The organism is Streptomyces sp. NPDC002676 (assembly GCF_053592455.1).
The window spans coordinates 1-7,084 of the sequence record NZ_JBSFVT010000056.1 but is presented as its reverse complement, the minus strand read 5'-3'; the positions used below and the strand labels follow the sequence as shown (position 1 = coordinate 7,084).

Below are 7,084 nucleotides of genomic sequence, written 5' to 3'. Positions count from 1 at the left end.
TCGACGACTTTGCCTTCCGCAAGGGCCGCCACTACGGCACGGTGCTGATCGACATGGCCACCCACCGGCCGCTGCACCTCTACGACGGCCGCGAGGGCGAGGACCTGGCCGCCTGACTCCAAGGCCATCCGGAGGTGAAGGTCATCTGCCGGGACCGCTCCAGTGGTTACGGGGAGGGCGCGCGGGTCAGGGCGCCACAGGCCCAGCAGGCCGCGGACCGATATCACTTGTGGGCCAACCTCGGCCAGGCGGTTGAGAAGACGGTCAACGCCCACCGCTCCCGCCTGGCAGAACCGCTTGCCGGAGCGGAAGACGGCCCCCGCCACCCTGAAGCGGCGCCCGAGGCGGTGCAGCCGTCGAGGGAGCTGAAGATCGTGACCCGGCTGCGGGAGCAGCATGCCGCTGCCCACGAGTTGTGGGCGCAGGGGATGCCGAAGGCGGCGATCGGCCGGAAGCCCGGGCTGCACCAGGCCACCGTCCGCAAGCTGGTGGGCGCCCGCTCCGCTGATGATGTCGTCGCCAAGAGCCTGCAGCGGGGCATGTCGTCGACCCGTACGTCGGCTACCTGCACCGACGCTGGAACGAAGGCATAAGAAATGCCGCACAGCTTCATCGGGAGATCCAAAAACTCGGCTATCCCGGAGGCGAGCTGGCCGTCCAGCGTCATCTGCGGCGCTACCGCAGCGGGCGCGGACACGCACCCGTCGTCGGCCCCAAGCCTCCCTCGGTCCGCGAGGTCACCTCATGGATCATGACCCATCCCGAACACCTCCGCGACGGCGATGCCGACAAGCTGCACCGCCTGCGTGAGCGCGACCCCGAGCTGGACCGCCTCACCGGCCACGTCAGGAGGTTCGCCGCCATGATGACCGCACGCCACGGCGACCGGCTCGAGGAGTGGATCGCCGGCGTCGAGCACGACACCCTGGCTCCGCTTGCGGGCTCGCCCACAACCTCCGCCGCGACTTCGACGCCGTCCACGACGGTTTGTCCGAGCCGGAGCGGGCACTGGTCAACTGGTTGACCAGCCGCGCGCCGGGGCAGGCCCCGCCGCCGCGCCGGTCAACGGGTTGACCACTGGGCCGCCCAGCGTCGCGGAGGCCACCGACGCGGTCCTCGCCGCCCTCGGCGCCGTCGATGGCCCCGCGAAGTTCTCGGCGCCGCGATGCGGGCCGAGCAGAAGGCCACGGGGGTGTCGGCCAACGAGCTGGCTCACCGGGTCCGCGGCACGATGTCCCGCCCTCTGGTCCTGAAGGCCTTGCGCGAACCCGAGGACCCGGGGCCCGGCCCGTCGACTCCCAGCACGTCCTCGTTTACGTCACCCGGCTCGCGCTGACACAAAGGCAGGTGCGGGCGGACGGGTGGCCCGGTGCCCGCGGCCTTGCGGGTGGGTTCCACGCTGGGTCGCATTCGACCGGGATCACCAGCTGCTCTCGGAAGCGCATCAGAGGTTCCTGGCACGCACGCCGGGCGGGCCCAATGCCGGTGGGTGGATCCGGCAGGGTCCCGCCCGCGACTGGTCGCGCCGTGATCTACAGCCAGCCGTTTTGGCGGGCTTTGTTGACGGCCTCCATTCGGTTGCGCACCCCGATCTTCTGGGAAGCCGAGGAGAGGTAATTGCGCACCGTGCTCTCGGAGAGGCTCAACCGCTTGGCGAGGGAAATCACCGGTGCTCCATCCGCGGCGGCGGCCAGTACCTCCCGTTCCCGGACGGTCAGCGGGCTGGGGCCCGCGGCCAGTGCGGCGGCGCCCAGGACCGGGTCGACCACCTGCTCGCCGGCGTGCACTCGGCGGATGGCGGCGGCCAGTTCGGCCACCGGCTTGTCCTTGGCGAGAAAACCCAGAGCGCCTGCCTCCAGGGCCCGCCGGCAGTAGCCCGGCCCGCTGAAGGTGGTCACGATCAGCACCCGGCATCCGGGGACCAGCCGACGCAGCTCCTCGGCCGCCTCCAGCCCAGTGCGGCCGGGCATCTCGATATCGAGCACCGCCACCTGCGGTTCGGCCGTTCGGGCCGCCTCCAGGACCTCGGTGCCGGAAGAGACCTGGGCCACCACCTCGATATCCGGTTCCAGACCCAGCAGTTGGGCTATGGCGCCCCGCATCATTCCCTGGTCCTCGGCCAGCAGCACGCGGATCACAGTGAACCACCTTCACCCTTTTGTTCCGGCTGCCGGCACTGTGGCCACCAGCTGGAAGTCACCACCCGCCACCGGGGCAGCGCCCAGCGTGCCGCCCGCGGCAGACAGCCGCTCGGCCAGTCCCAGTAGACCATGGCCCGGCGTGCAGCCCTTGCCCCGCCCGGCGCCCGCGGCGGTGTCGGCGCCGTCGTTGGTGATGCTGAGGACGACCGACTCGGATTCGCGTTCCACCGAGATCCGGCAGGACCGGGCGTTGCTGTGCCGGATCACATTGGTGACCCCTTCGCGTACCACCCAGCCCAGCAGGGCGTCGGCGCCGGCCGGCAGGGACGGCCCGACATGCCGTATCACGGCTGCTATCCCCGCATCCGCCAGCGCCAGTTCGGCACCCCTCAACTCCGCCTTGAGCGTCGGCTCCCGGTATCCGGAGACCGCCTCGCGGATCTCCTCCAGCGCGGTCCGGCCCACCGCCTCGATATCGCCAGCATGCCGCTTGACCGTGTCCAGGTCATGGTCGGCGAACCGGCGGACCGCCTCGGCCTTGACCACGATCAGCGAGATCGAGTGCCCCAGCAGGTCGTGCAGATCCCGGGAGAACCGCAGCCGTTCCTCGGCGACAGCAGACAGAGCCAACTCCTCCTGGGCCTCGCGCAGCTCCATCACAGTGGAGAACAGCCGGACGATGGTGGCCGCAGCGATCCCGGAGAGCTGGGTGGCGTAAGCGATGCCGAGGGCGTCGATCAGGTCGTCCTCGCGGTTGACGGCGATGCCCCCGGCCAACACGGTCACCAGCGCCACCGCCAGTGTCGGGCTGAGCAACCGCCGCCAGCTGGCCACCACGCTCCACACCACCGCCGGCAGGCAGAACAGCCAGAGCATGCCCTCGTCGAAACGGAACGACAGCACCACCATCAACGCGGTGAGCGCCACCGCCGGGAGCAGGACCATGAGCCGTCCACACCGGTCGTCGAAGGCCGTACGGATGGACAGGAGGTAGCAGCCCAGCAAGGCAAGGAGTCCGGCGACGGCCTCCCAGGCCGGGTCGTCATGGCCGGCGACAATGTCGGAGAGGGCCCCCGTCGCGACGACGATGGCGGGGTAGAAGATATACGGCACCCTTCGCAGGCCAAACTGCTCTGAGAACAAAGACTTTCCACGCAACACAGTGTCCAAGCCTCTCGCGGACAACGTTCGCCATCGCTACCGGTGAGTGGATCGCATCTCGGGCCGGATCCGGTATGAGGCCGGATCCCGGCGTCCGGGCGGTTCAGGCGGTGGCGCCCTTGCGGTAGCCGATGACGGCGAAGGCAGCCAGGGCAGCACTCCAGGCGAGCAGGATGGCCAGCGCGGTGAGGCTCAGCGTGTTGCCGAGAGCCAGGTCGGAGGCGATCTGCTTGTAACGGTTGACCGGGGTCCAGCCGGAGACCCTGGCCAGCCAGTGCGGGAAGTTCTTGGTGTCGATCAGCAGCCCACCGACCACCGAGAACAGCAGGTAAGAGACGAGGCCCACGGAGTGCGCCTTGGCACCCTCGACCAAGTAGCCGAAGCCCAGCGCCAGCATCGCGACCGGCACGATGCCCACCCACAGCAGAGCCAGCATGCCCACCCACTCGGCAGCGCTCATCGTGACGCCGTTGACCACGGCGGCCAGCAGGCTGACCGCAAGGATCGGGGGTACCGCCAGGCACATCGCAGCGATGCCGCGGCCGACCACCACCGTGAGAGTGGGCAGCGGGGTCAGGCGCAGTTGCCGCAGCCAGCCGGCCTTCTTGTCCTCGGCGATGCCGCCGGAGGTGGTCATCACCGCGCCCAGGGCGCCGAAACCCGCCACCCCGGCGACATTGTGGACCGCCTCGGCATGGCTGGGGTGGCCGCCGCCCATGTGGCTGATGAGCAGGTACATCAGCACCGGAGCGGCCAGCGACATGATCACGAAGCCGGCGTCACGCACGGTGCGGAGCAGCTCCAGCCGAAGGTATCCGAGCAACATTACGAACCGCTCCTGGTGTTGGTACCGCTGGTCAGGGAGATGAAGGCCTCCTCGAGGCCGCCGCCGGTGACCTCGACGTTGCGCAGCGCGCCGGACTGCGCGAGGGCCGTGACGGTGAGGTCGGCGTCGTCGGTGCTCAGATGGATCCGCGCGCCGCGGACTTCGACGCCGGTGACACCAGGAGTCCGGGCCAAGCCATTGGGGTCCCAGTTGCCGCGGTCGAAGCTGACAGTCCTGCCGCCGACGCTCTTCTTCAGCTCGGCGCCACTGCCGTCCGCGATGACCCGGCCCTGGGCGATGACGACGATCCGTTCGGCGTACTCGTCCGCCTCTTCCAGGTAATGGGTCGAGAACAGGAGGGTATTGCCGCGCGCGGCATAGGCGGCCATGGTCTGCCACAGGTCCCGGCGGGACTGGATGTCCAGGGCGGCGGTAGGCTCGTCGAGCACGATCAGCTCGGGGTTGCCGGCCAGGGCCAAGGCGAAGCGGACCCGCTGCGCCTGGCCACCGGAGAGCTTGTCCACCTTCCGGTCGGCCAGCGAGGTGAGCTGGGCGATCTCCAGGACCTCGCCGAGCGGCATGGGGCTGGCGTAGGTGCCGCGCATGAACTCGATGAGCTCCTTGACGGTGACCCGGGGGATCAGGCCGCCTTCCTGGAGCATCGCGCCCACCTGACCGGCGAGTACCGCATCCTGCGGGTCCTTGCCCAACAGCTTTATCTGACCGCCGTCGTGGGACAGCAGGCCCAGCAGCATGTTGATGGTGGTGGACTTGCCGGCGCCGTTGGGGCCGAGCAGGGCGACTGTCTCCCCACGGTCGATCGCCAAGTCCAGACCGGCCACGGCATGGACGTTGCCGTAACTCTTGGTCACCTGCGCGAAGCTGACCGCGGAGCCCGTCCTCAGCGGCGCTCCGGCATGCACGGTTGTCTGCGTCATGTCATCGACCCTACAAAGGGCGGCCGAAGCGCTGATAGAGATAAAAAACCTCTCCCCAGCAGGAGAAATGTCCTGCTGGGAAGAGGTGGGAGAACGCGCGCGGGACAGTGCCGACCGCTCAGGCGGCCACACGAATGCGGTCGTTGACCAGGGTGAGGAATGCACAGGGCGTGATGATGGCCTCCATCTCCTCTTCGGAGAGCGAAATGCCGTAGGCGCGCTCGGTCAGGCCGACCGCCTCCATCCGGGCCAGCGAGTCATAGCCCAGGTCCTGGAAGGAGACCCACACCACCTGGGCGCCACCCACTGCGCCGAACTGCCGTTCCTGTTCGGCACCTTCGACGCCTGCTCCGAGGCACCCATGCTCGGCGCGGTCACCGAAAACGACCGTGCTCTGGGCCGTGCCTTCGCCGGCGCGCTGGCCGCGTTCGTGGCCACCGGTACACCCAACGGCGACGGCCTGGCCGCATGGCGCCCCTACGGCCCTGACCCGCCGACGCAGAAGATGACACCGCCCGGGGCAGAGAACCGACCTTCTCACCACCGACTCCGCACACCGGGCCACCGTCACCGCCATCGCCGCCCGCTGAGGCTTCCTCCACCCCGGCGACTTCACCACCCTCTACCGCGCCCAGTACGGCAAGCCCTCCACCGCCACCCTCCACACGCAGGACACCGGCAACACCCCGGCGGGACTGCAACGACTCCGCCAGCGATAGCTGACCACGGTCCGAGGGCCAATAGCCACGTCAACCTCATCACTCTCCATGATGACCATGATCCCTCGCCTCGATCGAAGTCCCGGAGAACAGGCCACGAGGGCGGACTCCAGCAGCCGCTTGGTCAGCTGCTGCAGCAGCCCGCCCTCCCCGGTCAGCTGCAGGCCCTCGGCCTGGGCCCGGCTCACCAACTCGTCGATCAGCCGGTCGTCCACGGCCTTCGCCGACACAGCCGCTGCCGACTCGACAGCCTCGCGCTCGGTCACGTTCTCACTGGTCATCGATGCATCTTCCATGATCGGGAGTTACACCGAACGATTTACAGTCCCCGCACCAGCCGCCCCGTGGTAGCCGCCCACCACCACCCCGGAGCGAGCCGCTTACCCCGGCGCACCGCGAAGCCACGCACTGGCACGCAATCCGCCGGCACCAGTTCTGCAGCGGCCGTCCGCCACGGCCGCTGCATCAGCTGGCCACCCGAGCCGATGAACCGCACATCGACGTCCCTCACACGCACCCGGGCGCACCCGGACCGCTCTGCACCACTTGCGCTGCTCACAGCAGCCAATGAAGAACCGCCCGATCTACTTGCACAATGCGCAGCTCCAGAGATCCCCTCACCAGGTGAAAACCTCCCGGACGCGCCAACGGCAGTCACTCGCTTCTGCTATGACAGTTGATCAGCTCGCATGTGTAGACCGGGCTTTCCACTGACGCACCGAGCGGTGCGCAGATTGATTGAACACTGCGCACTTTCAGTGGCCGGACAGGCCCGCACCGGGCGCGTCCGCGGCGCACGCACCATGATCCAGTTTTGATCTTAGATATCTTTTGAAGCAACCCCAAGTGGCCACATTCAGCCCTTGGTGATGTGCGGTCACCGGCAGCTTCTCACCGCACTGGTGCGCGGACCAACAGGGCAGGTAAGGCGAGCCGGCCGGAGCGCAGCGGAGGCCGATTCACTGTGCCTCTTCGGGGGGCGTGACTGTGGAGCGCGGGGGAGCGTCTGCTGCTCAGCCGCTCAAGGTGCGGCCCGTCAGCGTAGGCGCCCCCACGTCACCCCCTTGCTGCTGCGCGGGCCGGAGGCCCGTTTGCCGCGCGCAGCGCGGTGAAGGCCGGAGCGCAGCGAAGGCCTCCGGCCGGGCGAAGGCCGGCACCGGACTGCAACGCAGTCCGGCTCACTCCCGGAGCACAGCGGAGGGAGTGTCAGTTTGCTTGCGAAGCAAGCAAACTGGGCGATGAGCGAAGCGAATCGCTTGCGCTCCCGCGCGCAGCGCGGGAGGTTCGCTTGCATCGCGC

The 7,084-nt window shown here is 68.8% G+C and carries 7 protein-coding genes and 2 pseudogenes; 3 read left to right on the top strand and 6 right to left on the bottom strand.

Features of this window, described 5'->3' with window-relative positions:
* Window positions 1-134: 134 nt before the first annotated feature.
* Window positions 135-593, top strand: coding sequence for a transposase (locus ACWD3E_RS42985; RefSeq protein WP_451392897.1), 459 nt, complete (start codon window positions 135-137; stop codon window positions 591-593).
* A gap of 158 nt (window positions 594-751) precedes the next feature.
* Entirely contained in the window at window positions 752-1,024 is a 273-nt protein-coding gene (locus ACWD3E_RS42980; RefSeq protein ID WP_451392896.1) for a hypothetical protein, read from the top strand.
* A gap of 508 nt (window positions 1,025-1,532) precedes the next feature.
* Here the strand turns inward: ACWD3E_RS42980 and ACWD3E_RS42975 are convergent.
* The 5 genes from ACWD3E_RS42975 to ACWD3E_RS42955 all read right to left on the bottom strand — a co-directional run bounded on the left by ACWD3E_RS42975 (window position 1,533) and on the right by ACWD3E_RS42955 (window position 5,373).
* The gene (locus ACWD3E_RS42975; protein ID WP_451392895.1) at window positions 1,533-2,138 is read right to left on the bottom strand and encodes a response regulator; all 606 of its coding nucleotides are present in this window, start codon (window positions 2,136-2,138) and stop codon (window positions 1,533-1,535) included.
* Window positions 2,139-2,150: 12 nt separating this feature from the next.
* Complete coding sequence (locus tag ACWD3E_RS42970) at window positions 2,151-3,254, bottom strand: sensor histidine kinase (protein ID WP_451392894.1); 1,104 nt, start codon at window positions 3,252-3,254, stop codon at window positions 2,151-2,153.
* A 151-nt stretch (window positions 3,255-3,405) separates the two neighbouring features.
* Window positions 3,406-4,128 carry an ABC transporter permease gene (locus ACWD3E_RS42965; RefSeq protein WP_451392893.1) on the bottom strand — a complete coding sequence of 241 codons (723 nt, stop codon included), beginning with the start codon at window positions 4,126-4,128 and terminating at the stop codon, window positions 3,406-3,408.
* Window positions 4,128-5,066, bottom strand: a complete 939-nt coding sequence (locus ACWD3E_RS42960) for an ABC transporter ATP-binding protein (RefSeq protein WP_451392892.1) — start codon at window positions 5,064-5,066, stop codon at window positions 4,128-4,130. Before ACWD3E_RS42960 ends, ACWD3E_RS42965 begins: the two co-directional genes overlap by 1 nt.
* Before the next feature lie 118 nt (window positions 5,067-5,184).
* Window positions 5,185-5,373, bottom strand: coding sequence for a phosphopantetheine-binding protein (locus tag ACWD3E_RS42955; protein WP_451392891.1), 189 nt, complete (start codon window positions 5,371-5,373; stop codon window positions 5,185-5,187).
* On the opposite strand from ACWD3E_RS42955, the pseudogene ACWD3E_RS42950 reads away from it, so the two are divergent.
* Window positions 5,326-5,499 (top strand): annotated as a pseudogene (locus ACWD3E_RS42950) (hypothetical protein); the annotation flags it as partial. The gene ACWD3E_RS42955 and the pseudogene ACWD3E_RS42950 sit on opposite strands and share 48 nt — an antisense overlap.
* Before the next feature lie 384 nt (window positions 5,500-5,883).
* On the opposite strand, the pseudogene ACWD3E_RS42945 reads toward ACWD3E_RS42950, so the two are convergent.
* A pseudogene (locus tag ACWD3E_RS42945) lies at window positions 5,884-6,066 on the bottom strand (IS256 family transposase); the annotation flags it as partial.
* Between the last annotated feature and the right edge of the window lie 1,018 nt (window positions 6,067-7,084).

Excerpts from the sequence above, each read along its gene's own strand:
- ACWD3E_RS42980 (WP_451392896.1), top strand. The coding sequence starts at position 752 with ATGACCCATCCCGAACACCTCCGCGACGGCGATGCCGACAAGCTGCAC.
- ACWD3E_RS42960 (WP_451392892.1), bottom strand. The coding sequence starts at position 5,066 with ATGACGCAGACAACCGTGCATGCCGGAGCGCCGCTGAGGACGGGCTCC.
- ACWD3E_RS42965 (WP_451392893.1), bottom strand. The coding sequence starts at position 4,128 with ATGTTGCTCGGATACCTTCGGCTGGAGCTGCTCCGCACCGTGCGTGAC.